The sequence below is a fragment of the Methylopila sp. 73B genome, assembly GCF_000526315.1.
In the GTDB taxonomy this organism is placed as follows: domain Bacteria; phylum Pseudomonadota; class Alphaproteobacteria; order Rhizobiales; family Methylopilaceae; genus Methylopila.
In genome coordinates this window covers 1,188,511-1,210,694 of sequence record NZ_JAFV01000001.1, presented here as the reverse complement: position 1 = coordinate 1,210,694, position 22,184 = coordinate 1,188,511, and the positions used below count along the sequence as shown (strand labels likewise).

The window sequence follows — 22,184 nt, the reverse complement described above, 5'->3', positions numbered from 1 at the left end:
CATGGCGGCCGGCAAGAGAAGCCGGCGCCTTGTCCCCGCGCCTGAAGACGCCATTTTGTGCGTCAAGGGCGGGTATGGTCACGACCTCGGGTCGTGAGATCACAATCTCGGCGGCATTGGGACGTCCAATGACGTCGGGCAAGAGCGCAACGTCGCTCGAGGAGGTGTCTCAAATGACGTCTGTTCGTAAGTTCTTCGTCGCCGGCGCCTGCGCGCTCGGCGTGGCTCTCGGCGCAATGCCGGCTGAAGCGGCGTCGTCCTCCGCGAAGCCCGCATCCGCCACATCGATCGCCGGCATCCGTTCCGACCAGATCATGCTCGTCGACCGCCGCGGCGGTCGCGGCTGGGGCGGCGGCGGCCGTCATCATGGCGGTTGGGGCGGCGGCGGACGCCGTTATTACGGCGGCGGCTACGGCGGCCGGCGCTACTACGGCGGGTATCGCCGCCACCACAACTACGGCGGCTACGCCGCGGCGGGCGTCATCGGCCTCGCCACGGGCGCGCTGATCGCCGGCAACCGCGGCTACTACGACGACGATTACTACGGTCGTCCGGCCTACTACGGCCGTTCGGGCTACTACCGCTCATACGGCGGCGAGTGCGAGGTCGTCACGACGCGTCGCGGTTACGACGGCCGTCGCTACCGGGTGGTTCGCTACCGCCCGTGCTGAGCATGCGATCGGCGCGGCGGCTTACGTCGCGCCGATCAACCATAAGGTTGTGGGCAGCGTCGCGAAGGCGACGACGGTCTGCACCGTGATGATGGCGGACATCAACGGCGCGTCGCCTCCGAGGCGGCGCGCCAGAAGATAGGCGTTGCTCGCCGTCGGCACCGCGCTCGAGATCGCGACCACGCCGAGCGCGACGCCCTCCACGCCGAACAGCGTGGCGAAGCCGATCATCAGGATCGGCATCAACACCAGCTTCACCACCACGACCAGGCCGATGTCGAGCCGCAGCCGAAGCGTGGCGGGCGCGAGCCCGGCGCCGACAAGCAGCAGCCCCACGCCGAGCGCGCCGCGGCCGAGCAGGTCGACGGTCTCGACCGCGGGTCCGTACAGCCGAACACCAGAGGCGTTGAGCGCCGCGCCGGCCAGCACCGACAGGATCAGCGGGTTGCGCGCGAGCTCCTGCGCCAGAGCGCGGCGTGAGGGCGGCGTGCTGGCCCCGTAGGACGCAACGACCGCGACCGACAGGAGATTGAGCAACGGGATCATGGCGGCGACGCCGATCGCGCCGAGCGCCAGGCCTTCACGGCCGTAGAGCGTCGCCGCCAAAGCCAGCGCGACGGAGGTCTGCCAGCGGATGGCGCCCTGGAAATGCGAGCTGAAGGCGCGCCCGTCGACGTTCGGAAGGCTCATCCACCACCGGCGCGACGCGAGCATGCCGCCCGCGACCAGCAGGATGGCGAGCACCATGGCGCCCGCCATCGGCCCGATCGGCGCCGAGGCGAGGTCGGCGCGGGCGAGCGTCACGAACAGCAGGGCGGGAAACAACACGTAGTAGTTCAGCCGCTCGATCCCCTCCCACAGCGCCGCCGGCAGCAGCGGCGAGCGGGAGAGGCCAAAGCCGAACAGGATCAGCAGGAACGAGGGCAAAAGGCTTTCGAAGGCGAGGATCACGCGGGGCCGTTCCGGCCGAGGCCCGTGAAGGGGCGCGCGCTCTTCAGAGGACGCATGGCTGCCATTTCCGGCCTACGCCGGCGGCCACTGCCGGTTGGTGAAGGTGATCGACCACCGTCCGTGCTGACGCAGTTGTGATTGGAATGGCGCGGCTCGGCCCTCGGCGTTGGGGCGCCGTCATCGCGCGGCGTCTTCCGCCGTCCGGCGAAGCCCGCCGATGCGATCGATCGCGCCCTGCAGGATGTAGGCGGCGGCGAGCTTGTCCACGATCTCGTCGCGCCGCTTCCGGCTGGTGTCGAACGAGATCAGCATCCGCTCCACGGCCGCCGTCGACAGCCGTTCGTCCCAGAAGCTGATGGGCAACGGCGTGCGACCAGCGAGGCTGCGCGCGAAGGCGCGGGTCGCCTGGCAGCGCGGGCCTTCGCTGCCGTCCATGTTGACGGGCAGGCCAAGCACGAAGCCGACGACCTTGCGCCCGGCCGCGAGCTCCAGCAGCCGGTCGGCGTCAAGCGTGAACTTGCGGCGCAGGATGGTCTCGACCGGCGACGCGATGGTGCGGCGCGGATCGGAAACGGCGACGCCCACCGTCTTGGTGCCGAGGTCGAGCCCGAACAGGGAGCCGTCCGCCGGGAGCGCAGCCACGAAGCTTTCGAACTCGGGGAAGATGGTCGACATGGCCTCCGCCTAGCACGGCGGTCCGGCGCCCGCCATGGCGGCGCCGCATCAGCGCGCTTGTCCTCGTGGCTGCGGTTCCTATTCTCCGCCCCCGAACGATTCCAAACCGCACAAGGACGCGAGCCCCCATGCGCATCACCTGGTACGGCCATTCGGTCTTCCGGCTCGACTTCGGATCCAGCGTCGTCCTGATCGATCCCTTCTTCGAGAACGGCGTGTTCAAAGGGGACAAGGCGGCCGCCGCCAAGGGGACCACGCACATCCTCCTGACGCACGGGCACTTCGACCATGTGGGCGACACGGTCGCGATCGCGGCCGAAACGGGCGCGACCGTGGTGGCGGACGCCGACCTCGCCACCTGGCTCGGCTCGAAGGGCGTCAAGGCGCTCGAGCCGATGAACACCGGCGGCTCCATCGGCCTCGGCGGCTTCCGCGTGACCATGACCCAGGCGCTGCATTCGTCGGGCCAGCTCGATGAGAACGGCGTCGCCATCGCGCTCGGGGAGGCGCACGGTCTGATCGTAACGCCCGAGGGCGAGGACGAGCCGGTGGTCTACGCCATGGGCGACACCGGCATCTTCGGCGACATGAAGCTGATCAACGAGCTCTACGCCCCGACGGTCGGCTTCGTGCCGGTCGGCGACCGTTTCACCATGGGCGCCAAGACCGCGGCCTACGCCTGCCGGCACTTCTTCGATTTCGACCTGGTCGTGCCCTGCCATTTCGGCACCTTTCCCATCCTCGAGCCCAACGCCGACCGTTTCGTCGAGCTGATGGACAGCGTGCGCGGGACGACCGTGAAGGCGCCGGCGATCGGCGAGACCTTCGAGGTCGAGGGGTAGCGCGCGGTTTGGACGTCAGATTTCTGTTTTAGCAGACCCGCGTCATGCCCCGGTTTATCCGGGGCATCCAGACCGATCCCTCGCGCTACGGCGGCCTGGATGCCCCCGATAAACCGGGGAATGACGAAGCTGGAACGGCTTTAGGTTTTGGTGACGGCGGAGCGTGTGAGCGCGGGCTTCGAGACGCGCCTTCGGCGCTCCCCAGCGTGAGGAGGGGAGGTCGGTAGAAGATCGTCCTCATGCTGAGGAGCCGCCCTTCCGCGGGCGTCTCGAAGCACGCACTCCGGTTCGAGCCGCGCCCCGAAACCTTGAGGGGCCCCTGCGTTGCGACGCTCGGATCGCCCGTGCTAAAGCCCGGCGCGTCGATCAAGTTTGATTGACGCCTGACCTCTTCTGAAGGCTCGAGATGTCCGTCGACGAAACCACCGTCCGCCGCGTCGCCAAGCTCGCCCGCATCGCGGTCGAGGACCACGAGGTCGCGAAGCTCAAGGGCGAGCTCGACGCGATCCTCGCCTTCGTGGAGGAGCTGTCCCAGCTCGACGTCGACGGCGTGGAGCCGATGACGGGCGTCATGCCCCTGTCGATCCGGCTGCGCGAGGACGCAGTGACCGACGGCGAGAACGCCGAACGCGTGCTGCAGAACGCTCCCGCGCGGGAGGGTGACTTCTTCGTCGTCCCGAAGGTCGTCGAGTGACGCCCGCCTCCGCCCGCCCGCAACGTCAGTCCTGAGCCGCGATGTCCGATCTTCTCGATTTCACCTTCGCCGACGCCCGCAATAAGCTGGCCAAGAAGGATTTTTCGGCCGTTGAGCTGACACAGGCCTACCTCGCCGCCATCGAGGCGGGCCGCGGCCTGAACGCCTATGTGCTCGAGACGCCGGAGATCGCGCTGGAGCGCGCGGCCGTCTCCGACCAGCGCATCGCCAGCGGCGAGGCCGGCGCGCTCGAAGGCCTGCCGCTCGGCGTGAAGGACCTGTTCTGCACCGAGGGCGTGCGCACCACCGCCTGCTCGAAGATCCTCGACGGCTTCACGCCGCCCTACGAATCCTTCGTGACCGAAAAGATGCGCGCCGCGGGCGCCGTGATGCTCGGCAAGCTCAACAACGACGAGTTCGCCATGGGCTCGTCCAACGAGAGCTCCTGTTTCGGCACGCCGGTGAACCCTTGGCGCAAGACGGGCTCGGACGCGGCGCTCGTCGCTGGCGGCTCCTCCGGCGGCTCGGCCGCGGCCGTGGCGGCGAGGCTCTGCCTTGGGGCGACCGCGACCGACACCGGCGGCTCGATCCGCCAGCCGGCCGCCTTCACCGGCACGGTCGGCATCAAGCCTACCTACGGCCGCTGCTCGCGCTGGGGCATCGTCGCCTTCGCCTCCTCGCTCGACCAAGCCGGCCCGATCGCCCGCGACGTGCGCGACGCCGCGATCCTGCTCGGCGCCATGTCCGGTTATGACCCCCGCGACTCGACCTCGGTCGAGCGCGAGGTTCCGGACTTCGAGGCCGCGGTCGGGCGTTCGGTGAAGGGGCTGAAGATCGGTCTCCCCAAGGAATACCGGGTCGACGGCATGCCGGGCGAGATCGAGGCGCTGTGGGAGCAGGGCGCGGCGTGGCTGCGGGCGGCCGGAGCCGAGGTCGTCGAGGTCTCGCTGCCGCACACGAAGTACGCGCTGCCGGCCTACTACATCGTGGCTCCGGCGGAGGCCTCGTCGAATCTCGCCCGCTACGACGGCGTGCGCTACGGCCTGCGCGCGCCCGGCCGCGACGTGACGGAGATGTACGAGAAGACCCGGGCCGCGGGCTTCGGCGACGAGGTCCGCCGCCGCATCATGATCGGCACGTACGTGCTCTCGGCCGGCTACTACGACGCCTATTACGTCCGCGCCCAGAAGGTGCGCACCCTGATCAAGCGCGACTTCGAGACCGTGTTCGCGGACGGCGTCGACGCCATCCTGACGCCGGCGACCCCCTCCGCCGCCTTCGGGATCGGCGAGAACGCCAACGCCTCCCCGGTGGAGATGTACCTGAACGACGTCTTCACCGTGACCGTGAACATGGCCGGCCTGCCGGGCGTCGCCGTGCCGGCGGGCAAGTCCGCGGACGGCCTGCCGCTCGCGCTGCAGCTCATTGGCCGGCCGTTCGACGAGGAGACGCTGTTCTCGGCCGCGGCGGTGATCGAGGACGCGGCCGGCGGCGGCTTCACCCCCGAGCGCTGGTGGTGAGCGCGCGGCCGACCTACGCCTCGATGGACGAGGTGCGGGCCGCGATCGACGCGCTCGACGCCGAGATCATGCCGCTGATGGCCGCGCGCGCCCACTGCATCGCCGAGGCCGCCCGCATCAAGAACGACCCCGATGTCGCGCTGGTGCCGTGGCGCGTCGAGGAGGTGGCCGCCAACGCCCGCGCGCTGGGCGAGCGGCACGGGCTCGATCCCGCGCTCGCCGACCGGCTGTGGCGCGCGATGATGGCGGAGTTCATCGCCCACGAGCGCGCGCTGATGGAGAGGGCGTCTAAGCGATGATCCCGCGGTAGAGCCTGGCGAGCGGCAGCGCGACGGCGAGGCCTGCGAGCCGCAGTTCGGCGTCGAGACCCGCGACTACGACAGGTTCGGCCGGGAACGCGCCGTCCGCCCCGCGTTCCCACAGCGTGAGCTTCGGCGAGTTGGCGTCGGCGACCACATAGGCCTGGAGGGTCGGCAGAGCGAGATACTCGTCCCGCTTCACCACATGGTCCGCATAGACCGACGACGGCGACAGCACCTCGACGATCAAGAGCGGAGTCTTCGAGTCCAGCGCGCGGCCGTCGGCTTCCGGGCGCTGCACCAGCACGTCGGGAAAGCGGATGCTGCCGTCGGTGCGCACCCCGAAGGCCTCGGCGTGGACCTCGTAAGGCTGATCCTCGAGAGCGCGTGACAGAAGATAGACGAACCGCGCGCCCAGCAGCGAGTGGTTGCGCGTGACCTTCACCATCATGCCGATCGTGCCCCGGTCGTACTCGTACTTGCCCTCCTGCGTGTCGATCCAGTCGAGAAACACCTCGACCGGCACGGCCATGCCGGGCTGGAGTTCGACGGAGCGGTAGTCGACCAGATCGTCGTATCTGACGTTCATCGCATGCCCCCATTGTCAGGCGGCGAGGGGATTGGAGCTGCGACAACCATGTTGTCATCCGCCTCCGAGATTGTCACTCAAGGCGACAACGGTCTAGGAAGACCCTCGAACGACACCTTGCATCCTGAAGGCCGCCGATCCCCATGAACGCTCCCTCCCGCGTCCCCGCGAGCTCCAAACTCATCCCCGGCGCGACCGGCGACTGGGAGGTCGTGATCGGCATGGAGATCCATGCGCAGGTGACGTCCGAGGCGAAGCTGTTCTCGGGCTCCTCCACCGGCTTCGGCGCGGCCCCGAACAGCCACGTCAGCCTGGTCGACGCCGCGATGCCCGGCATGCTGCCGGTGCTGAACCGCGAGTGCGTGCGGCAGGCGATCCGCTCCGGCCTCGCGATCAACGCCCAGATCAATCTGGTCTCGACTTTCGACCGCAAGAACTACTTCTACCCGGACCTGCCGCAGGGCTACCAGATCTCGCAGTACAAGAGCCCGATCGTGGGCGAGGGCGAGGTCACGGTGGATCTCGGCGAGGGCGAGAGCATCGTCGTCGGCGTCGAGCGCATCCACCTCGAGCAGGACGCCGGCAAGTCGATCCACGACCAGGACCCGAAGCTGTCCTTCGTCGACCTGAACCGCTCCGGCGTCGCGCTGATGGAGATCGTGTCGAAGCCGGACCTGCGCTCGTCGGACGAGGCCAAGGCCTACGTCACCAAACTGCGCACCATCCTGCGCTACATCGGCGCCTGCGACGGCGACATGGACAAGGGCAACCTGCGCGCGGACGTCAACGTCTCCGTCCGGAAGCCCGGCGAGCCGCTCGGCACGCGCTGCGAGATCAAGAACGTCAACTCGATCCGCTTCATCGGCCAGGCGATCGAGATCGAGGCGCGCCGCCAGATCGAGATCCTCGAGGACGGCGGCAGCATCGACCAGGAGACGCGGCTGTTCGACCCCGTCAAGGGCGAGACGCGGTCGATGCGCTCCAAGGAAGAGGCGCACGACTACCGCTACTTCCCCGATCCGGACCTGCTGCCGCTGAAGGTCGAGCAGGCGGAGGTGGACGAGCTCCGCGCCGCGCTGCCCGAGCTGCCGGACGCCAAGAAGGCGCGTTTCATCGGCGACTACGGCGTGACGCCCTACGACGCCATGGTGCTGACGCTGGAGCGGGAGTCCGCCGACTTCTTCGAAGCCGTGGCGAAGCACGGCGACGCCAAGCTCGCGGCGAACTGGACGATCAACGAGCTGTTCGGCCGCCTCAACAAGGAGGGCCTCGCGATCGAGGCGAGCCCGCTTTCGGCAGCCCAGCTCGGCGGCCTGATCGGCCTGATCTCCGAGAACGTGATCTCGGGAAAAATTGCAAAAGACCTGTTCGAGATCCTCTGGACCGAAGGCGGCGACCCGCGCGAGCTGGTCGAGAGCCGCGGCCTGCGGCAGGTCACCGATACCGGCGCGATCGAGAAGGTCTGCGACGAGGTGATCGCGGCGAACCCCGACAAGGTGGAGCAGGCGAAGGCCAAGCCGACCCTGATCGGCTGGTTCGTGGGCCAGGTGATGAAGGCCTCCGGCGGCAAGGCCAATCCGCAGGCCGTCAACGATCTGCTCAAGCGAAAGCTGGAGATCTGACCGCGCGCCCCGGGCCGTCACGCGCCATGCCTCGCGGCCTCGACCACCTGGTCCACCTCGTCCGCGACCTCGACGCCGCGGCCGAGGCCTGGAGCGCGATGGGCTTCCAGGTCGGGGCTGAGAACCGGCATCCGTTCGGCACGAAGAACCGCATCGTCCAGCTGCCGGGCTTCTTCGTCGAACTGCTGGCGATCGCCGATCCCGCGCTGATCTCCGAACACGGCCCACGGTTTTTCTCGTTCGCGGCGTTCCAGCGCGACCGGCTGGCGCGGGCCGGCGAGGGGCCTTCCGGGCTGGTTCTGGAGAGCCTCGACGCCAAAGCGGACGCGGCGACATACGCCGCGAAGGGGATCGGCGACTTCGCGCCGTTCTTCTTCGAACGCCGGGGCGTGCGGGCGGACGGCTCGCCCATCGAGGTCGCGTTCGAGCTCGCCTTCGCGTCGGACCCCGCCGCGCCCGACGTCGCCTTCTTCGCCTGCGAGCAGAAGCGGCCGGAGAATTTCTGGAGCCCGGCGGCGCAGGCGCACCCGAACGGCGCACGCGCGGTCGCGGGCGTCGTCCTGACAGCCGAGAACCCGTCCGACCACCACGTCTTCCTGCGCGCCTTCACCGGGATCGACGTCTTTCGCGCAACGTCGTCCGGCCTGACGTTCCCCACGCCGCGGGGCGAGATCGGCGTGCTGACCGGCGAGGCTTACCATCGGCGCACGGGGCTCGCCGTCGAGGTCGGGCCGGAGCTTCGTCTCTCGGCGCTGCGGATCAAAGTCCCGACCGGGGCGGAGCGGGTCGTTCCGCCCGAGCGCCTGTTCGGCCTGACGCTGGTTCTGGAAGCCTGAGCCCGGTGCTGATAAGCCGACGGCGCAATTCTTGAAAAGACGCGGCAGCGCCAAGGCGGACGTCCCATGACCACACCCACCGAAAATCGCCCGTCCGCCGTCGTCGAGGTCGGGTCCGTCCAGTTTGGCAATGACCTGCCGCTCGCGCTGATCGCCGGCCCCTGCCAGATGGAAAGTCGCGACCACGCGCTCGAGGTGGCGGCGGCGCTGAAGGAGATCACGGAGGCGCTCGGGATAGGGCTGATCTTCAAGACCTCGTTCGACAAGGCGAACCGCACCAGCGCGACGGCGCAGCGCGGCATGGGGCTTGAGGCCTCTCTCCCCGTCTTCGCCGAGATCAAGGAGAGCCTCGGCCTGCCGACGCTGACCGACGTGCACGACGCGCACCAGTGCGCGGCGGTCGGCGAGGTGGTGGACGTACTGCAGATCCCGGCGTTCCTGTGCCGTCAGACCGACCTGCTGCTCGCCGCCGCCGCGACGGGACGGGTGGTCAACGTCAAGAAGGGCCAGTTCCTCGCGCCCTGGGACATGAAGAACGTCGTCGACAAGCTGGTCGGAGCCGGCAACCCTCAGGTGCTGCTCACCGAACGCGGCGCCTCCTTCGGCTACAACACGCTGGTGTCCGACATGCGCGCGCTGCCGGAGATGGCGAAGACCGGAGCCCCGGTGATCTTCGACGCCACGCACTCGGTGCAGCAGCCCGGCGGCCAGGGCGCGTCGTCCGGCGGGCAGCGCGAATACGTGCCGGTGCTCGCCCGCGCCGCGGTCGCGGTCGGCGTCGCGGGCGTCTTCATCGAGACCCACCCCGACCCGGACCACGCCCCCTCCGACGGCCCCAACATGGTGCCGCTGAAACAGATGCCGGCCCTGCTCGCCCGGCTGATGGCGTTCGACCGGCTCGCGAAGGGCTGACGACTGCGCGGTCCGCCCCGACGTGAGCTCATCGCGGAAGTTTGAAGTCGGCTGACTATTTGCTAGAAACGCCGCCGATCTGACACCGGGCTCGCCAGCGGGCCGAGGCACGGAGGGCGGCATGCCAGTGATCGCGGCGATCCTGAGCGGAGCCTTTTTCTGGTTCTGCTACTGGTTCTTTCGGCTGGACGGGCACAAGCGCATCGAAGAGATGCTGACCCAGCGGCGCAACACGAAGCGCCGTCTCGCCTCTCTCGAGGCCGAGGCCCGTGCGCCGATCAAGTCGATCACGGATCCGCGCGAGGCAGGGACCGTCCTGCTGTTCCTGATCGCTCGGCAGAAGGGCGACTATTCGGCCGCCCAGTTGACGGCGATCGAGCACGAGATGCGCACGGTGATGTCGCTCTCGGGCGATCTGGCCGAAGCCCAGTCCTTCGCGCGTTTCGCCTGCACCAAGACGCCGAGCGCGACCGCGGCGATTCAGGATCTCGCGCCTTTGTTCAACGATCGCCTCACGGCGCAGGAACGCGACGATTTGATCGAAATGCTGGAGCGCGTCGCCCATGTGGATGGGCCTCCGAACGAAGAGCAACTCCATCTGATCGTGGCGCTTCGCCAGCGGCTGGCGCCGCCGGACGCCGTCGGCGAGGGATTTGGCTGGACCAAGGCGCGCGGCTGAGGCCGTTCGGGCGTGACGCGCGTCGCCGAGCGGAGGTCGTGGATGCTGCGCTCCCGTCAAGCAGGAGTACGCGGTTAAGGCATCACACAGCTCTCGTGTCCCGGCCTTGAGCCGGACACGAGACGCCCGACGCTTGTCGACCAAGCGCAACGACGTCGTCGCAACCGTCCGATGAGCCGTTTGGGTCTGGGTCCCGGCTCAAGGCCGGGACAAGGGAGGCAAGACTCGGCGTCATCCCGGACGGCCGGAGGCCGAGCCGGGATCGTTCTCGGATAAAGGCGCCTCTCCTCGACACGATCCCGGCTCTGCGCGGCGTTCGCCGCTTGGCCGGGATGACGCATTTTGTCAGTCCTGCGCCACCAGCTGCCCGTGCGCGCGGTCGTAGCGGATCAAGGCCGCGGGCGAGACGTGGACGCCGCCGACCCAGTGGTCGATGCGGTTGATGACGCGGTGGTCGACGCGGCCCGTCATCACCGCCCGGCCGGCCTTGGTGAGGCGAAGCCGGGCGCGGGCGTAGTCGGCGTAGCCGAGGTGGCGGCCCGGTCCGAGGCCGCAGTATTCGGGCGAGGGGCCGGGCAGACCGTCGATCAATGGCTCGTCGGCGAAGGCCAGGCTGTCCAGCCGGCGGAAGAAGCTCGCGTCCCCTAAGAACTGCGCTTCGTCCTGCTCGGTCACGTGGCGGAACAGCTCTCCCGTCGTCGCCTCGGCCTCGGCGAGGCCTCCGAGGGCGCGCTCCTCCGTCAGCGTCAGGCCCCGGACGGGATCGGGAAGCTCCTGCAGCAGGCGCTTCAGCGCAGGCGCGAGGTGGGGCAGGGCGGTGGTGTCCTCCGTGGCCAGACGCGCCAGCGCGTGCGGCGTCCGGGCCGTGAACGCGTCCCAGGCGCGGTCGGCCAGCGCGAGCTGGCGCTCGGTCACCGGCGCGGCGCGGCCCGCGAGCGCGCGCATCGCCTCTGGGCCCTGCAGGCCGAGATAGTCGTCGGACTGGACGAGATAGAGCCCCTCGGTGCGGCTTTCGGCGTGGAAGAAATCGAGGATCTGCAGCAGCTGCAGCTGGTCGTAGAGGTCGTGCTCCAGCCAGATCTCGACGCGTGCGAAGCCGGCGTGGCCGCGCACCGCCGCGTCGCGCGCGGCGAACTCGGCTGCGACCTCCCCGACGCCGAGGCCGAGATCGGAGGCGATGAAGGCGGAGCGGATCGCGGACAGCCGCTCCAGCCTGCCCGCAGCCGGCACCGGGCCGTCGTGCAGCACGTCGCGCCACGGCAGGATGGCGCCGGCGACGCGCGCCTCCTCGATCCGCGCCACGGCGCTGTCGCCGTTGGTGATGATCAGCACGTCTTCGGATCGGCTGGGCGCGTCGGGGTTGGGCATTGGCGCGGCCTCCGAGGGAGCGAAGCGGGACGGTCGATTCGGGCCGCGAAGGTGGGCGTCGCTTGGGGCGTTTCCGGGGCGCGCCGGCGCCCGTCTTGGCGCCCGGTCAGGTTCTCGGGCGGACGCCTCCTCTGCGACGACGCCGTGACGGAGCGCGCTCACGCCCTCGCCATGATTGGAGGGGTTTGAAGGCGACGCGCAGTCGTTCCGGCCATCCGCTTCGCCGCACCCGGAATGGCGGCTGAGCGCAACTCTCGAAACGCTTCAGCTGCCTCGCTCCGCGCGGTCCCGAAGCGACTGAGCGGGTCAGACGGCGACGACGTGCGTGCTTCGAGACGGCGCTTCGCGCCTCCTCAGCATGAGGCGAACTGAGTTCGAGCAGATCGTCCGCTCCGCTCGAACCTCTTCATGCTGAGGAGCCATCCGCAGGATGGCGTCTCGAAGCACGCACCCCGGCCATGCGGTCTTCGACCTCGCCAACTCGCTCACCCCCGGCCGCGGTACGGCGCGACGCCCTGCTCGGGGATCCAGACGCCGGCGGGCAGCTCGCCGGCCTGGAAGAACACGTCGATGGGGATGCCGCCGCGCGGGTACCAGTAGCCGCCGATGCGCAGCCAGCGGGGCTTGAGCGTCGCGATCAGGCGCTTGGCGATCGCGACCGTGCAGTCCTCGTGGAAGGCGCCATGGTTGCGGAAGGCGCCGAGGTAGAGCTTCAGCGACTTCGACTCCACCAGCCATTCGTCCGGCGCGTAGTCGATGACGATGTGCGCGAAGTCGGGCTGGCCGGTCACCGGGCACAGCGAGGTGAACTCCGGCGCGGTGAAGCGGGCGAGGTAGGTAACGTCCGGGTGGGGGTTCGGCACGCGGTCGAGCTCCGCCTCCTCGGGGGAGGACGGCAGGCCGACCATGCGGCCGAGCAGCGGTTCGGTCATCGCGGGGCTCTCCAGATATCAGACGCATGTACGGCGCCCCGCGGCTTCGCGCGACCTTTTCCCTGCGGCCCTCTTGGGCTACGACGTGCGCCGACCCCACCCCGCGCGCCACCGGAGCCGCTGATCCCATGACAGCCATCGTCGACATCCTCGCCCGCGAGATCCTGGACAGCCGCGGCAACCCGACCGTCGAAGTCGACGTCGTCCTCGAGGACGGCTCCTTCGGCCGCGCGGCGGTGCCCTCGGGCGCCTCGACCGGCGCGCACGAGGCGGTCGAGTTGCGCGACGGCGACGCCAGCCGCTACCTCGGCAAGGGCGTCGCCAAGGCGGTCGACGCGGTCAACGGCGAGATCTTCGACGCGATCGGCGGTTTCGACGCCGAGGAGCAGGTCAGCATCGACGAGACGCTGATCGGCCTCGACGGCACCCCGAACAAGGCCCGCCTCGGCGCCAACGCCATCCTCGGCGTGTCGCTCGCGGTGGCGAAGGCCGCGGCGGAGGCCTCCGAGGCGCCGCTCTACCGCTACGTCGGCGGCGTCTCCGCCCGCGTGCTGCCGGTGCCGATGATGAACATCGTCAACGGCGGCGCCCACGCCGACAACCCGATCGACTTCCAGGAGTTCATGATCCTGCCGGTCGGCGCGGAGACCTTCGCCGAGGCGCTGCGCGTCGGCGCCGAAATCTTCCACACGCTGAAGAAGGCGCTGAAGGACGCGGGCCACAACACTAACGTCGGCGACGAGGGCGGCTTCGCCCCGAACCTGCCCTCGGCGGAAGCGGCGCTCGACTTCTGCATGAAGGCGATCGAGAAGGCCGGCTACAAGCCGGGCGACGACGTCATGCTCGGCCTCGACTGCGCCTCGACCGAGTTCTTCAAGAACGGCAATTACGTCTACGAGGGCGAGGGCAAGACCCGCTCGCCGGAGGAGCAGGCCCACTACCTCGCCGACCTCGTCGCTAAGTACCCGATCGCCTCGATCGAGGACGGCATGGCCGAGGACGACTGGGCCGGCTGGAAGGCCGTCACCGACCTGATCGGGAACAAGTGCCAGCTCGTCGGCGACGACCTGTTCGTCACCAACGTCACGCGCCTCTCGGACGGCATCCGCCAAGGCGTCGGCAACTCGATCCTGGTGAAGGTCAACCAGATCGGCACGCTGACCGAGACGCTCGCCGCCGTCGATATGGCGCACCGCGCCGGCTACACCGCCGTGATGTCCCACCGCTCGGGCGAGACCGAGGACTCGACCATCGCGGACCTCGCCGTCGCCACCAACTGCGGGCAGATCAAGACCGGCTCGCTCGCCCGTTCCGACCGGCTCGCCAAGTACAACCAGCTCCTGCGCATCGAGCAGCAGCTCGGCGACGTCGCGGTCTACGCGGGCCGCAACGCGCTGAAGGCGTTCCGCTGAAGACCTGAGACGGCGGTCATCGGCTCAACAGCGTAAAGACCAAGGGCGGCGCGCTTCGGCGCGCCGCCCTTTCGTTTGCGCTTGGCATCAGCCCAGCCCGATGACGATGTCGTCCGGTTCATAGGAGTGGTTGTCCCAAATCCGCACGCGAGTGCGGATTGATGGAACACGCATTCTCAGGACGACATCGAGATGGGCGGTTGAAACCACAACCTCGCGGTTAGGCGTTGCGATCTCTCGATCGACGACGGGCTGGCCAGAGCGAGCCACCTCCGAAAACGCCCCAAGCGTCACAGTCGTATCGCCATCCTGATAATTCAAACATGTGATCGACACGCAGCGATCGCTCCATCCGGCATGACGACCATTTAGCTCTGGAGCCTCATCTCCCAGATCGGCGTCTGTGATGAAGAGGACAGAATAGGGCGGGGCGAGAACGATTTGATCAGTCATTTTTCCGATACCTCAGTATGCCGCTTACCGCTCCTGCTTGGTCGTTCATGCACTGGACGCATTGAGGAAATATCAATCGTCCCGAGTTCGGCACCCTAAGCGCAGAAGCGTCTTGATGGTCGTAGACCCAACGTCCGCTCCGAGTTCCTGGATGTGATCGACCACATTGATGGCAACTATACTTATCTCCAATCTCCTGAAGCTTCGCGCGCTCGGCGCGTGTAGCCGTCGTAGAAGGCCCGCGCCCTGGAATACCCTCCACGGCGTAGGGACCAACCCCTGCTCGTAAAGTTAGTATTTCAACATAGCGCGCATTCGCCTCGCGCTGGATCGCCTGATTGTTCGCTATCTCCCCTTCGACTGTCTCATAGGCGCCTGGGCGGGGACGCCAAGTTGGATCCTTGGCCCGCACCCGTGCGGCGTCGGCCAACGCTCTGGAGACGTCGAGCCGCGTCTGCTGGGCCGGAGTTGCATCGGACCGGCGCCCTCCGCCGCTCGATCGCCCCCGTCCTCCGCCGCGTGGCGCGTTCTGGGCGACTTGGAACGATCCGCCGCCGTCGGTCCATTGACCGCCGTCGGCCTGGCCCGCGGGCGCGCGCGGTTGGTTGGGGTCGAAGCCGGCTTTGAACGCGAGCCGCAGAAACGCGCAAGTATCGTGTGGAGACGAGCGCCGGCCTGGCGCCAGCGGGTCGGCGCCGAACGGTCGTCCCAACGCAGCCGGGCGGTGGATTTCATGCCTGCCTCCCTAAAATAGGATGAAAGGCATATTATAGGAACTAAATCAGATTTTCAATTGCGTTTTTTATTCGTTCCCGCGTGTGAGCGTGACGTGCCGACGCGACGCGAGCCTCGGCGGAATTTCTTGAATGGGCGTTATCCGCTCACGAGACTGCCAGTCTCTATGCGGCGTCGGCTCTTGGAGCATGGTCGCTTCTGCGGGAGTTGCCGTCATGCCCGGCGGAGCCGGGCATCCACGACTTTCTGGGAACGTCGAGTTCGACGCCCAAGTCGTGGATACCCGCGAAGACGCGGGCATGACGGCGCAGTCAATCTGCAACCATCGCGATCACGAAGCCGTGGAGCCGACCTTATCCGAGCGGGACGGCGCGGAGCGCCCCCGCCTCAGCCCCAGCCCTCCAGCACCACCTTGCCCTTGGCCGCGCCGCTTTCGATGAGCGCGTGGGCGCGCGTCAGGTTCGCGGCGGTGATCGGGCCGAAGGCCTCGCTTGCGGTGGTGCGGATCTCTCCGGCGTCGACCAGGCGGGAAGCCTCGTTCAGCAGCGCGCCCTGCGCCGCGATGTCGGCCGTGCCGAACATCGAGCGGGTGAACATGAACTCCCAGTGCACCGAGACGCTCTTGCGCTTGAACGGGTTGACGTCGAGCGCGGCGGGGTCGTCGATCAGCGCGAAACGGCCCTGCGGCGCGATGAGCTGGACGATCTCGGCGAGATGGTCCGCGGTGTTGGTGGTGGAGAACACGAAGGCCGGCTGGCCGACGCCGAGCGCGGCGACCTGGTCCGCCAAGGGCTGGCGGTGGTCGATCACGTAGTGCGCCCCGAGCTCCCGAACCCAGGCCTGCGTCTCCGGACGCGAAGCGGTGGCGATCACGGTGAGGTCGGTCATCCGCCGGGCGAGCTGGATCGCGATCGAGCCGACGCCACCCGCGCCGCCGATGATGAGGAGCGCCCGCGCTGCGCCGGGCACGGGCTTCGCCACGTCCAGCCGGTCGAACAGCGCTTCCCACGCGGTGATGGTGGTGAGCGGCAGCGCCGCGGCCTCGCCGAAGGAGAGCGAGGCGGGCTTTGCGCCGACGATCCGCTCGTCCACCAGATGCAGCTCGGCGTTGGTGCCCGGCCGCTCCAGCGCGCCGGCGTAGAACACCTCGTCTCCGGCCTTGAACTGCGTGGCGTCCGGCCCGACCGCGCGGACGACGCCGGCCGCGTCGTAGCCCGGCACGCGCGGCTCGCCTGCGGGCGGGGTCGCCGACCTCCGCACCTTGGTGTCGACCGGGTTCACCGAGACGGCGCGCACCTCGACGAGGATGTCGCGGCCTGACGGGACGGGGTCGGGCAGGGTGATGTCGACCAGCGCGTCGGCGGCGTCGATGGGGCGGGGGGCGTCGAATCCGATGGCGCGCATGGCGGGGGATCTCCGGTTGGCGTCAATTTGCGTGCCGCCGAGATGAGCCTTATGTGCGAAGGGCGCAAGAACGCACATGATGCGCCCATAGTGTCGAGAAGGATACCGAGATGGCCCGGGTTCGCCACGACCGGCTCGACTGTTCGCCCGGCTGCGCGGTCGAGGCGACGCTGCAGTTCATCGACGGCAAGTGGAAGGGCGTGATCCTCTATCACCTGCTCACGGGCACGCTGCGCTTCAACGAGATCCGCCGCCGGCTGCCGAGCGTGACCCCGCGCATGCTGACGACGCAGCTGCGCGAGCTGGAGGCGGACGGCTTCGTCGCCCGCAAGGTCTTCGCCGAGGTGCCGCCCAAGGTCGAGTACAGTCTGACGGAGCGCGGCCGGACGCTGGAGCCGGTCATTTCCGCGCTCAAGGCCTGGGGCGACGCGAATGCGGGCGAGGCCGCGGGCAAGACCATCGGTGCGGGCGAGGCGGCTTAGCGCCTTCGCTTAGTCCGCCTTCTTGGGACCATCGGCGAAGGCGCGGGCATGACGGCTCGCCATTCGACCGAAGCGCGCGCTGCGGCGCAACCCCCCAGGCCCCCCCGTCTCGCGAACGTGACGTTTGACCTCGCCTGCGCCATCTTGCCCGCCATGCAATGGACCGATGACGGCCTGATCTTGGGGCTTCGCCGCCACGGCGAGACCAGCGTGGTGCTGGAGCTGTTCACGCGCGCCCATGGCCGGCATCTCGGGCTGGTGCGGGGAGGGCGCTCGCGCCGGCTGCAGGCGACGCTTCAGCCCGGCAACAGCGTCTCCGTCACTTGGCGGGCCCGCCTCGACGATCACCTCGGCGCCTTCGCGGTGGAGCCGCTCGCGGGGCGCGCGGGGCGGCTGATGGCGCGGGCGGACGCCCTCCACGGCGTCGGTCATCTCGGCCAGCTCTTGCGGCTGCTGCCCGAGCGGGATTCGCACGAGGCGCTCTACGAGATCGCGGAGATCGTCGCCGAAAACCTCGATAACCCGGCGGTGGCGCCGGCGCTGATCGTGAAGCTGGAGGTCGCCATGCTGGCCGAACTCGGCTTCGGGCTCGACCTGTCCGCCTGCGCGGCGACGGGAGGCGCCGAGGACCTGATCTACGTGTCGCCGAAGTCCGGCCGGGCGGTGAGCCGCGCGGCCGGCGGCCCTTACGCCGACAAGCTCTTCAAGCTTCCGCCGTTCCTGCTCGGCTCCGGCCCCAACGCCTCGCCCACGCCGCAGGACGTGGCGGCGGGCTTTGAGATCACGGGGCACTTTCTCAACGCGCGGGTGTGGGAGCCGAGAGGGATCAAGCCGCCGGACTCGCGGGCGGCCTATCTCGCGCTGCTCGGTCGCGCGGCCGCCTGAGTCTCACGGCGAGCGGAAGCAGCAGCGCGACGACGGCCGCGCCGAGAAGAACGGCGGCTTCCGGCGCGCCCATGGTCCACAGCGTCATGCCATGAAACGCGCACCACCCCAGCGGCGCGATCATCAGCGCCGCCCGCCGCCCAGCCGGCAACAGCGGGAGTAGGCCGAGGGTGGCGATCACGGTCGGGTCGGGGAACAGCAACAGGACCTCCGCCGCCGCCCACGGCCGGCCCATGGCCGGCGCCAGCAAGGGATAGGCGAGGGCGGTCGCCAGCAGCGCAGACGCTCCGAGGCGCTGCGGCTTCGAGGGGGCCACAGCAGAGAGGGGGATCGCCGCGAGGAGGATCATCAGCGCGCCCTGGGCCACGAAAACCGGCGCCGCGTAGCCCGCCGACCAGGCGATCGACGCGAGGCGCCCCCAGAGGAAGAACCACGCCGCCGCGATCCAGCCGGCGCCAAGGAGCGCGAGGCCGAGGCGGAGTTCGCCCGTGCGCCCCCGACGCGCGGCGGCCAGCAGCGCGAGGCCCGCGGCCAGCGCCGCGACCTGCCAAGGCCACAGGCCGGCGCCGTAGTGTTCGAGCAGCCGGTAGTAGGTCCGCGGCGCGAACAGCAGGAAGTCGGACGGCCGGTACGTCCACCATTCCGACATCAGGTGTCCCTTCTCATTTCAGGTTCGTCTTGGGGCGAAGGCGCTCGTCCGAGGAGGCAGTGCGTGCTTCGAGACGCCGACCTGCGGTCAGCTCCTCAGCATGAGGAGGTTCTGAGGGACAGATCCCGCGCCTGAGGTCTCGGGGCCGAAGGTTCCCTAGATCTGCGGGCGGCCCCTCAAACCTCCTCATGCTGAGGAGCCCGCCGTTTCGGCGGGCGTCTCGAAGCACGCACCACCTCAAAGGCCTCAAAGCTTCGCGATCGCGGCCGCGATTTTCTCCCGCGTCGGTTCGTCCGGCAGCGGGCCCGCGGCGGCGGCGAGGTTCTCGCGGACGTGGTCGACGCGGGACGTGGCGGGAATCGCCGAGGTGACCGCGGGATGCGAGACGATGAACTTGAGGATGAGCTGCGCCCAGCTCGTCGCGCCGAGCGGCTCCGCAAGGCCAGGGAGCGGTTGACCCTCGAGCCGCGCCGTGAGGTCGCCCTGCTGGAACGGGCGGTTGACGATCACGGCGATCCCCCGCTCCCGGGCGAGCGGCAGCAGGCGCTGCTCCGCCTCGCGGTCGACCGGGTTGTAGGTGAGCTGCACGAAGTCAAGCGGCTTCGCGGCCATGATCTTCTCGAGCTCGCCGTGGCGGCGGCCCTCCGAGGTGGTGACCCCGACGTAGCGCAGCGTCCCCGCGTCCTTCATCGCGAACAGCGTGTCGAGATGGGCCTCCCAGTTCAGGAGGTTGTGGACCTGCAGCAGGTCGAACCGCGGCACGCCCCAGAGCTTGCGAGTCGTCTCGATCTGGGTCGGCCCGCCGGAGGAGGTCCAGACCTTCTCGGCTGAGAACAGCGGCTTTGGATTTCCGAGCGCCTTCAGCCCGGCTCCGACCACCGCCTGCGCGGAGCCGTACATGGGCGAGGAGTCGATCATCCGCCCGCCGGCCTCGAAGAACGCGGCCATCACGGCGACGCAGTCCTTCCGGAGATCGGCGTCGTCCCCGACGTTGAAGGTGATCCAGGTGCCGAGGCCGACCGCGGGGATCTTCTCCTCCGTGGAGGGGATCGTTTTCGCCAGCGGCGCCGGCGCCTGGGCCCGCGCGGCGCGGGGAAGGACGGCTGCGGCCCCGCCGGCGAGAAGGCCCGCGGCGACCGTTCGGCGGTCGAGTGTCGTCGGCATGTCGCCCTCCGTCTGTCGTGCTGGGATAGGTGGGGCCGCGCCGCTGGCCGGCGACGGGCCGCCTGACACGAAAGCGCGACATCGGCGCGCGCGAGCGGGGCTTATCCCCAAGCGCTTCTTGCTCCGAATCGGCCCTGCGAGTAGGTGAGAACGATGAGCGAACTTAAAGTCCCGCCCAGCGACGGCGTGCTTCCCATCGAGCTGCGCTCCGCCCTCGAGGAGCGCTACCTCGCCTACGCGCTCTCGACCATCACCCAGCGCGCGCTGCCCGACGTCCGCGACGGGCTGAAGCCCGTGCACCGGCGCGTGCTTTGGGCGATGCGCGAGCTGAAGCTCGACCCCGGCGCGGCGTTCAAGAAATGCGCCCGCGTGGTCGGCGACACGATCGGCAAGTATCACCCCCACGGCGACCAGTCGGTCTACGACGCGCTGGTGCGCCTCGCGCAGGACTTCGCCCAGCGCTGGCCGCTGGTGGAGGGGCAGGGCAACTTCGGCAACATCGACGGCGATAACGCCGCGGCCATGCGCTACACCGAGGCGCGGCTGACCGAGGTCGCGCGCCTGCTGCTGGACGGGCTCGACGAGGACGCGGTCGACTACCGCGCGACCTACGATGGCACCGAGAAGGAGCCGATCGTCCTCCCCGGCGCCTTCCCAAATCTGCTCGCGAACGGCAGCCAGGGCATCGCGGTCGGCATGGCGACCTCGATTCCGCCGCACAACGTGGCCGAGCTGGTCGAGGCCTCGCGGGCGCTGCTCGCCAACCCCGACGCCACCACCGACGATCTGCTGGTCCACGTGAAGGGGCCGGACTTCCCGACCGGCGGCGTGATCATCGACGGGCCCGGCGGCATCGCCGAGGCCTACCGAACCGGCCGCGGCGGCTTCCGCACCCGCGCGCGCTGGGCGGTCGAGGACCTCGGCCGCGGGACCTGGGTCGCGGTCGTCACCGAGATTCCCTGGCTCGTCCCCAAGAGTCGCTTGGTCGAGCGCATCGCCGAGCTGATCAACGACCGCAAGCTGCCGCTGGTCGTCGACGTACGCGACGAGTCGACCGAGGACGTCCGGCTGGTCTTGGAGCCGCGGGTCCGCACCGTCGATCCGATCGTGATGATGGAATCGGTGTTCCGCCTGACGGAGCTCGAGAGCCGCATCCCGATCAACATGAACGTGCTGGTGCGCGGCCAGACGCCGATGGTGCTCGGCCTCAAGGACGTGCTCAAGCACTGGCTCGACCATCGCCGCGAGGTGATCCAGCGCCGGGCGCAGCACCGGCTCGACGCCATCGTCCGGCGCCTCGAGATCCTCGAAGGCCTGCTGATCGCCTTCCTCAACATCGACGAGGTGATCCGCATCGTCCGTCAGGCGGACGACCCGAAGGCCGATCTGATCGCGGCGTTCACGCTGACCGACACGCAGGCCGAGGCCATCCTCAACATGCGGCTCAGGTCGCTGGCGAAGCTCGAGGAGATCGAGATCCGCCGCGAGCACGACAAGCTGACGAAGGAGGGCGACGACCTGCGCGCGCTGCTGGGCTCCGAGGCCAGGCAGTGGAAGCGGGTGGGCAAGGAGCTCGACGGACTCGCGAAGAGCTTCGGGCCGGACACGCCGCTCGGCAAGCGGCGCACCACATTCGAGGCGCCGCCCTCGGCGACCGCCGCCGACGTCGCCGACGCCTTCGTGGAGCGCGAGCCGGTCACCGTCGTGGTCTCGCAGAAGGGCTGGATCCGCGCCCTGAAGGGCCACGTCGCGGACGTGTCCGGCCTCACCTTCAAGGCCGACGACGCGCTCAAGCTGTCGTTCCACACCGAGACCACCGCGAAGCTTCTGGTGGTGACCTCGAACGGCAAGGCCTTCACGCTCGACGCCGCGAAGCTGCCCGGCGGGCGCGGGGCGGGCGAGCCGGTCCGCCTGATGGTCGACATTGACGAGGGCTCCGACGTCATCGACGTCTTCGCCGCGCGGCCCGGCGCGAAGCGGCTGGTCGCGACCAGCGACGCCCGTGGCTTCCTGGTCTCGGACGACCAGCTCATCTCCTCCACCCGCAAGGGCCGCCAGGTCGCCAATCTCGAGGGCGCCACGCGCGTCGTGCGCTTCGCGCCGGCCGACGGCGACACGGTCGCGGTGGTCGGCCAGAACCGGAAGCTGCTGCTGTTCCCGCTCGCGCAGGTCGCCGAGATGGCCCGCGGCCGCGGCGTCCGGCTGCAGCGCTACAAGGACGGTGATCTGTCTGACGTGAAGGTGTTCACGCTCGCGGACGGCTTCTCCTTCGTCACCAACGGCGGCAAGACCTGGTCGCTGAAGGGCGAGGAGCTGCGCGACTGGCTGGGCCACCGCGCGGAAAGCGGGCGTCTCCCGCCCCGCGGCTTCCCGGCGTCGAACACGTTTGGCGGGTAGGGCGCTGCGGCGT

General features: G+C 69.2%; 22 protein-coding genes. 13 read left to right on the top strand and 9 right to left on the bottom strand.

The window, feature by feature from the left end:
• Positions 1–173 precede the first annotated feature (173 nt).
• A complete protein-coding gene (locus tag K244_RS21520; protein ID WP_020185318.1) occupies positions 174–671 on the top strand; it encodes a hypothetical protein in 498 nt (165 codons plus the stop codon).
• Positions 672–692: 21 nt separating this feature from the next.
• Here the strand turns inward: K244_RS21520 and K244_RS0105840 are convergent, their stop codons facing one another.
• Both K244_RS0105840 and ruvX read right to left on the bottom strand, forming a co-directional pair.
• Positions 693–1,622, bottom strand: a complete 930-nt coding sequence (locus K244_RS0105840) for an AEC family transporter (protein ID WP_020185317.1) — start codon at positions 1,620–1,622, stop codon at positions 693–695.
• A 177-nt stretch (positions 1,623–1,799) separates the two neighbouring features.
• Positions 1,800–2,297 (bottom strand): Holliday junction resolvase RuvX, encoded by a 498-nt coding sequence (ruvX, locus tag K244_RS0105835; protein WP_020185316.1) that lies wholly within the window; start codon positions 2,295–2,297, stop codon positions 1,800–1,802.
• A gap of 128 nt (positions 2,298–2,425) precedes the next feature.
• Between ruvX and K244_RS0105830 the strand changes: the two genes are divergently transcribed.
• The 4 genes from K244_RS0105830 (at position 2,426) to K244_RS0105815 (ending at position 5,652) form a co-directional block, all read left to right on the top strand.
• Positions 2,426–3,139 (top strand): metal-dependent hydrolase, encoded by a 714-nt coding sequence (locus K244_RS0105830; protein ID WP_020185315.1) that lies wholly within the window; start codon positions 2,426–2,428, stop codon positions 3,137–3,139.
• Between the two features lie 406 nt (positions 3,140–3,545).
• On the top strand, positions 3,546–3,833 hold the full coding sequence (gene gatC, locus K244_RS0105825; RefSeq protein ID WP_020185314.1) for an Asp-tRNA(Asn)/Glu-tRNA(Gln) amidotransferase subunit GatC: 288 nt from the start codon (positions 3,546–3,548) through the stop codon (positions 3,831–3,833).
• A gap of 41 nt (positions 3,834–3,874) precedes the next feature.
• Positions 3,875–5,353, top strand: coding sequence for an Asp-tRNA(Asn)/Glu-tRNA(Gln) amidotransferase subunit GatA (gene gatA / locus K244_RS0105820; RefSeq protein WP_020185313.1), 1,479 nt, complete (start codon positions 3,875–3,877; stop codon positions 5,351–5,353).
• Positions 5,350–5,652, top strand: a complete 303-nt coding sequence (locus K244_RS0105815; protein WP_245259744.1) for a chorismate mutase — start codon at positions 5,350–5,352, stop codon at positions 5,650–5,652. The genes gatA and K244_RS0105815 overlap by 4 nt, the downstream gene beginning before the upstream one ends.
• Here the strand turns inward: K244_RS0105815 and K244_RS0105810 are convergent.
• The gene (locus K244_RS0105810) at positions 5,642–6,241 is read right to left on the bottom strand and encodes a Uma2 family endonuclease (protein ID WP_020185311.1); all 600 of its coding nucleotides are present in this window, start codon (positions 6,239–6,241) and stop codon (positions 5,642–5,644) included. The two genes, K244_RS0105815 and K244_RS0105810, sit on opposite strands and share 11 nt — an antisense overlap.
• A 143-nt stretch (positions 6,242–6,384) precedes the next feature.
• Here K244_RS0105810 and gatB point away from each other — a divergent pair, with 143 nt between their 5' ends.
• From gatB to K244_RS0105790, 4 genes are all read left to right on the top strand, one after another.
• Entirely contained in the window at positions 6,385–7,863 is a 1,479-nt protein-coding gene (gatB, locus tag K244_RS0105805) for an Asp-tRNA(Asn)/Glu-tRNA(Gln) amidotransferase subunit GatB (RefSeq protein ID WP_020185310.1), read from the top strand.
• Positions 7,864–7,889: 26 nt separating this feature from the next.
• Positions 7,890–8,699, top strand: a complete 810-nt coding sequence (locus K244_RS0105800; RefSeq protein ID WP_020185309.1) for a VOC family protein — start codon at positions 7,890–7,892, stop codon at positions 8,697–8,699.
• 66 nt (positions 8,700–8,765) lie between these two features.
• Complete coding sequence (kdsA, locus tag K244_RS0105795; protein WP_020185308.1) at positions 8,766–9,611, top strand: 3-deoxy-8-phosphooctulonate synthase; 846 nt, start codon at positions 8,766–8,768, stop codon at positions 9,609–9,611.
• 121 nt (positions 9,612–9,732) lie between these two features.
• Positions 9,733–10,290 carry a TerB family tellurite resistance protein gene (locus tag K244_RS0105790; protein WP_020185307.1) on the top strand — a complete coding sequence of 186 codons (558 nt, stop codon included), beginning with the start codon at positions 9,733–9,735 and terminating at the stop codon, positions 10,288–10,290.
• Positions 10,291–10,635: 345 nt separating this feature from the next.
• Here the strand turns inward: K244_RS0105790 and K244_RS0105785 are convergent, their stop codons facing one another.
• Both K244_RS0105785 and queF read right to left on the bottom strand, forming a co-directional pair.
• On the bottom strand, positions 10,636–11,658 hold the full coding sequence (locus K244_RS0105785) for a hypothetical protein (protein WP_020185306.1): 1,023 nt from the start codon (positions 11,656–11,658) through the stop codon (positions 10,636–10,638).
• Positions 11,659–12,143: 485 nt separating this feature from the next.
• Positions 12,144–12,590 (bottom strand): preQ(1) synthase, encoded by a 447-nt coding sequence (gene queF, locus K244_RS0105780; RefSeq protein ID WP_020185305.1) that lies wholly within the window; start codon positions 12,588–12,590, stop codon positions 12,144–12,146.
• Positions 12,591–12,718: 128 nt separating this feature from the next.
• Here queF and eno point away from each other — a divergent pair, with 128 nt between their 5' ends.
• Entirely contained in the window at positions 12,719–14,002 is a 1,284-nt protein-coding gene (eno, locus tag K244_RS0105775) for a phosphopyruvate hydratase (protein ID WP_020185304.1), read from the top strand.
• Positions 14,003–14,089: 87 nt separating this feature from the next.
• Here eno and K244_RS23505 read toward each other — a convergent pair whose 3' ends face one another.
• Both K244_RS23505 and K244_RS0105770 read right to left on the bottom strand, forming a co-directional pair.
• Complete coding sequence (locus K244_RS23505; RefSeq protein WP_155931601.1) at positions 14,090–14,455, bottom strand: hypothetical protein; 366 nt, start codon at positions 14,453–14,455, stop codon at positions 14,090–14,092.
• 1,122 nt (positions 14,456–15,577) lie between these two features.
• On the bottom strand, positions 15,578–16,594 hold the full coding sequence (locus K244_RS0105770; protein ID WP_020185303.1) for a zinc-binding alcohol dehydrogenase family protein: 1,017 nt from the start codon (positions 16,592–16,594) through the stop codon (positions 15,578–15,580).
• 110 nt (positions 16,595–16,704) lie between these two features.
• Here K244_RS0105770 and K244_RS0105765 point away from each other — a divergent pair, with 110 nt between their 5' ends.
• Positions 16,705–17,076: a helix-turn-helix domain-containing protein gene (locus K244_RS0105765; RefSeq protein WP_020185302.1), complete on the top strand. Its 372-nt coding sequence runs from the start codon at positions 16,705–16,707 to the stop codon at positions 17,074–17,076.
• A 153-nt stretch (positions 17,077–17,229) separates the two neighbouring features.
• Positions 17,230–17,961 (top strand): DNA repair protein RecO, encoded by a 732-nt coding sequence (gene recO / locus K244_RS0105760; protein WP_024816340.1) that lies wholly within the window; start codon positions 17,230–17,232, stop codon positions 17,959–17,961.
• Here the strand turns inward: recO and K244_RS0105755 are convergent.
• Positions 17,903–18,610, bottom strand: a complete 708-nt coding sequence (locus K244_RS0105755) for a DUF6064 family protein (RefSeq protein WP_020185300.1) — start codon at positions 18,608–18,610, stop codon at positions 17,903–17,905. The genes recO and K244_RS0105755 overlap by 59 nt on opposite strands.
• A 246-nt stretch (positions 18,611–18,856) precedes the next feature.
• A complete protein-coding gene (locus tag K244_RS0105750; protein ID WP_020185299.1) occupies positions 18,857–19,774 on the bottom strand; it encodes an aldo/keto reductase in 918 nt (305 codons plus the stop codon).
• A gap of 153 nt (positions 19,775–19,927) precedes the next feature.
• Here K244_RS0105750 and parC point away from each other — a divergent pair, with 153 nt between their 5' ends.
• Entirely contained in the window at positions 19,928–22,171 is a 2,244-nt protein-coding gene (gene parC / locus K244_RS0105745; RefSeq protein ID WP_020185298.1) for a DNA topoisomerase IV subunit A, read from the top strand.
• Positions 22,172–22,184 lie beyond the last annotated feature (13 nt).

Excerpts from the sequence above, each read along its gene's own strand:
- K244_RS21520 (WP_020185318.1), top strand. The coding sequence starts at position 174 with ATGACGTCTGTTCGTAAGTTCTTCGTCGCCGGCGCCTGCGCGCTCGGC.
- ruvX (WP_020185316.1), bottom strand. The coding sequence starts at position 2,297 with ATGTCGACCATCTTCCCCGAGTTCGAAAGCTTCGTGGCTGCGCTCCCG.
- K244_RS0105830 (WP_020185315.1), top strand. The coding sequence starts at position 2,426 with ATGCGCATCACCTGGTACGGCCATTCGGTCTTCCGGCTCGACTTCGGA.
- gatC (WP_020185314.1), top strand. The coding sequence starts at position 3,546 with ATGTCCGTCGACGAAACCACCGTCCGCCGCGTCGCCAAGCTCGCCCGC.
- gatA (WP_020185313.1), top strand. The coding sequence starts at position 3,875 with ATGTCCGATCTTCTCGATTTCACCTTCGCCGACGCCCGCAATAAGCTG.
- K244_RS0105810 (WP_020185311.1), bottom strand. The coding sequence starts at position 6,241 with ATGAACGTCAGATACGACGATCTGGTCGACTACCGCTCCGTCGAACTC.
- gatB (WP_020185310.1), top strand. The coding sequence starts at position 6,385 with ATGAACGCTCCCTCCCGCGTCCCCGCGAGCTCCAAACTCATCCCCGGC.
- K244_RS0105800 (WP_020185309.1), top strand. The coding sequence starts at position 7,890 with ATGCCTCGCGGCCTCGACCACCTGGTCCACCTCGTCCGCGACCTCGAC.
- kdsA (WP_020185308.1), top strand. The coding sequence starts at position 8,766 with ATGACCACACCCACCGAAAATCGCCCGTCCGCCGTCGTCGAGGTCGGG.
- K244_RS0105790 (WP_020185307.1), top strand. The coding sequence starts at position 9,733 with ATGCCAGTGATCGCGGCGATCCTGAGCGGAGCCTTTTTCTGGTTCTGC.
- K244_RS0105785 (WP_020185306.1), bottom strand. The coding sequence starts at position 11,658 with ATGCCCAACCCCGACGCGCCCAGCCGATCCGAAGACGTGCTGATCATC.
- queF (WP_020185305.1), bottom strand. The coding sequence starts at position 12,590 with ATGACCGAACCGCTGCTCGGCCGCATGGTCGGCCTGCCGTCCTCCCCC.
- eno (WP_020185304.1), top strand. The coding sequence starts at position 12,719 with ATGACAGCCATCGTCGACATCCTCGCCCGCGAGATCCTGGACAGCCGC.
- K244_RS23505 (WP_155931601.1), bottom strand. The coding sequence starts at position 14,455 with ATGACTGATCAAATCGTTCTCGCCCCGCCCTATTCTGTCCTCTTCATC.
- K244_RS0105770 (WP_020185303.1), bottom strand. The coding sequence starts at position 16,594 with ATGCGCGCCATCGGATTCGACGCCCCCCGCCCCATCGACGCCGCCGAC.
- K244_RS0105765 (WP_020185302.1), top strand. The coding sequence starts at position 16,705 with ATGGCCCGGGTTCGCCACGACCGGCTCGACTGTTCGCCCGGCTGCGCG.
- recO (WP_024816340.1), top strand. The coding sequence starts at position 17,230 with ATGCAATGGACCGATGACGGCCTGATCTTGGGGCTTCGCCGCCACGGC.
- K244_RS0105755 (WP_020185300.1), bottom strand. The coding sequence starts at position 18,610 with ATGTCGGAATGGTGGACGTACCGGCCGTCCGACTTCCTGCTGTTCGCG.
- K244_RS0105750 (WP_020185299.1), bottom strand. The coding sequence starts at position 19,774 with ATGCCGACGACACTCGACCGCCGAACGGTCGCCGCGGGCCTTCTCGCC.
- parC (WP_020185298.1), top strand. The coding sequence starts at position 19,928 with ATGAGCGAACTTAAAGTCCCGCCCAGCGACGGCGTGCTTCCCATCGAG.